Annotated in this window: 1 protein-coding gene; it reads left to right on the top strand. The window is 68.0% G+C overall.

What is annotated here, in order from left to right:
* Nucleotides 1-101: 101 nt before the first annotated feature.
* Nucleotides 102-3,105: NACHT domain-containing protein (locus P3L51_RS35660; RefSeq protein WP_354609519.1), on the top strand; the 3,004-nt coding region annotated here is incomplete at its 3' end.

The raw sequence follows: 3,105 nt of genomic DNA on the forward strand, positions 1-3,105 counted from the left end.
AACTTTGAAGACACGGCCTAGGCTGGGAGTCGGGGGACGACGGTGGGTCGAACCCGTCGTCGGGCAGGAGGCGAGGGGTCATCAAGGACCGTATCGCCGCCGTGTTCGGTGCCATGCAGGGAAGCGGCTATCTGCTCTCCGCCCGCGTTGTCCTCACCGCGGGGCATCTGCTGGCCGAGAACACGGCGACGACGGTCGTCGTGCCGGGCGGGTGCGGGCGGATCTCCTGCCTGACGCTGTGGGTCGGCGAGGCCGAGGACGGTGACGCGGCTCTGCTACTGGCGAACGAGGACCTGGTGACGCCCGCGACCGCCCGCGCGTTCCGGCCCAACGAGTTCGGGCGCGTCGTCGGCGTCACGCCACTGCGGGAGTGCTACTCCCTCGGATATCCCCAGGTACAGCGGTACGCCCGTCAGAAGCTGGACATCGAGCAGTTCCGCGGCACCCTCAGGCCCGAGTCGGGCAGCGTGCGTGCCGAGTACGTCCTGGAGGGAACGGGCACCCCTCCCGCCGTACGGGACGACGGGGCGTCGCCGTGGGCCGGGATGTCCGGCGCGCCGGTCTTCGCCGGCAGACATCTCATCGGCGTGGTCACCAGGGACGCCGCGGGCTGGCAGCACAGCCGAATCACAGCGGTGCCACTGCACAGGCTGACGGACATCCCCAGATTCGCCAGGCTCTACGCCATCCACTTCGGCGAGTCTCCGCACTGCACGTCGCTGCACCAGTCTCCCGACATGTCCGCCGAGTTCGAGGATCGCTATCGCGCGTACGTCGCCGAGGCATTCGGGGAACTGAGCGTCTTCGGCCTCGACTTCAGCCGTTCCGAGCATGCGCAGTGGCCCCTCGACTCCGCCTATCTCAGCCTCGAACTGGTCCATGGCCACGGGGACGACGGTGGGCGCACCGTGCCCGAACGCGGCCGGGTCGAGTCGGCCCTGCGCGACAGGCAGCGCGTGCTTTTGCGTGGTGCCGCGGGGTCCGGCAAGACCACTCTGGTGCAGTGGCTGGCGGTGAACGCCGCGCGGAACACACTCCCCGAACAGCTCGCCCACTTCGACGGGCGCGTCCCCGTGGTGCTGCCGCTGCGCACGCTCGTGCGGGGCGCCGCGCTGCCCGCGCCGGCGGAATTCCTCAGCGCGGCGGGACATCCGCTGAGCCCGCCCGTACGGTGGATGGACACGGTGCTTGCCGAAGGGCGCGGGCTTCTCCTCGTCGACGGCGTGGACGAGATGCCTGAGGCCGACCGCGCGAGGACGAAGAACTGGCTGCTCAAGCTGCTGGCCGCGTATCCGCGCACGGCCGTGGTGGTGACCACCCGGCCGACCGCCGTGGACGACGGGTGGTTGAGCCGCAAGGAGTTCGCCGAGTTCCAGTTGCTGGCGATGAACCAGCCGGACGTCACCGCGTTCGTACGCAGCTGGCACACGGCGGCGCGCTCGATCACCTCTCGCGAATCCGAGCGCGTCGAACTCGACGGCTACGAGGAGCAGTTGTTGTCCGCCCTGCCACGGAAGCAGGACCTGGCCCGGCTCGCCACCAACCCCCTCATGTGCGCCATGATCTGCGCCCTGCACCGCGATCGGCACGGATTCCTGCCGGAGAGCAGGATGAAGCTGTACGGCGCGGCGCTCACGACGCTCCTCGTCCGGCGCGACCACGAACGGGCGGTCGGAGCACCGGAGGGTCTGAAGCTCTCCGAGGAGGCGCAGCAGAAGATCCTCCAGGAGATCGCGTACTGGATGATCCGCAACGAGATCGCGGAGGCGGAGCAGCGGGACGTGATCGGGCTGATCTCCCGGCTCCTGCCGGCCATGCCACAGGTCGCCGCTCCCGAGGACGCCCCCATGGTCTTCCGGTTCCTGCTGCACCGGAGCGGTGTCCTGCGTGCGCCGACGGCGGGCTCGGTGGACTTCATTCATCGGACGTTTCTGGATTATCTGGGGGCGCGGGCGGCCATCGAGGCACAGGACATCAACATGATCGCCTCGCACGCCCATGAGCCGCAGTGGGAGGACATCGTCCGCATGGCCGTCGGCCATGCCCGGGACGGTGAGCGGGCGGCATTACTCACAAAACTCGTCGCGTTGGGGGACGCTGTCTCCGAGACCTCGCACAACATCATGGCGCGGATTCATCTGCTGGCAGCCGCGAGTCTGGAACACGCGACGAGTCTCGATCCGGCGGTCCGCACGGAGGTCGAGCGACGGGCCGCCGCGTTGATCCCGCCCAAGAACGAGGAAGAAGCGAACCGGCTGGCCGATGCCGGCCCACTCGTTCTGGATCTGCTGCCCGGACCCGAGGGGCTGTCGGACGTGGAGGCGGCGGCTGTGGTGAGGACGGCACAACTGATCGGCGGAGAGCACGCGTTACAGGTGCTTCGCGAGTACGCACCTCATCCGGCACGCGCCGTTCGGGTCGAACTCATCTATTCCTGGGCCTCATTCGAGACGAGGGCCTTCGCCGAACTGATTCTTGGCCGCATCGACACCACCGACCTGACGATCGCGGTGCACTCCGCGGAGCAGCTCGCGGCTCTGCACCTGGTGGGATCGGCGCCTGATGTGACGTTCAACGGCGATTTGAGTCCCGAGGCAATGGCGAGTGCCGTCCGAGCGGTGGGAGCCCGCAAAGTCGCCGTCTTCGACAACAGCCGGCTCAAGAATCTCCGGGCCTTCGGCGAGAAGGCCACCTCGTTGACCTCTCTGCACCTGATGTCATGCCATGAGGTCGACGACTACAGCGGCGTCGCAGATCTCGGCCTGGAAGAACTCATGCTGGACGGACCGTACTTCGCAGAGCCCGGGTCCGGACCGGGCATGCTGACCATGCCCCTCGGCTTGCCCCCTTGTCCGTCCGTCACTCAGCTCAACCTCGTCCTACGGATCGCCGAGGACTCCGACGCCGGGCGACTGCGGGAGTTCTTCCCGAACCTGCGACGACTGTCCCTGCTGCTGGAGTCCCGGGAACGCTTCACCGTGGACCTCTCGGCGCTGACCTGGGTTCCCGAAGTCGTGGTCCACAGGGAAGGCGAGTCCGTACGTCTCAAGGGCCATGAGCACCTGTCGCCCATCCGCCCTGTGTCATCACCCGAGGAGGACTCCC

The sequence above is a fragment of the Streptomyces panacea genome (assembly GCF_040560175.1).
Taxonomy (GTDB): Bacteria; Actinomycetota; Actinomycetes; order Streptomycetales; family Streptomycetaceae; genus Streptomyces; species Streptomyces panacea.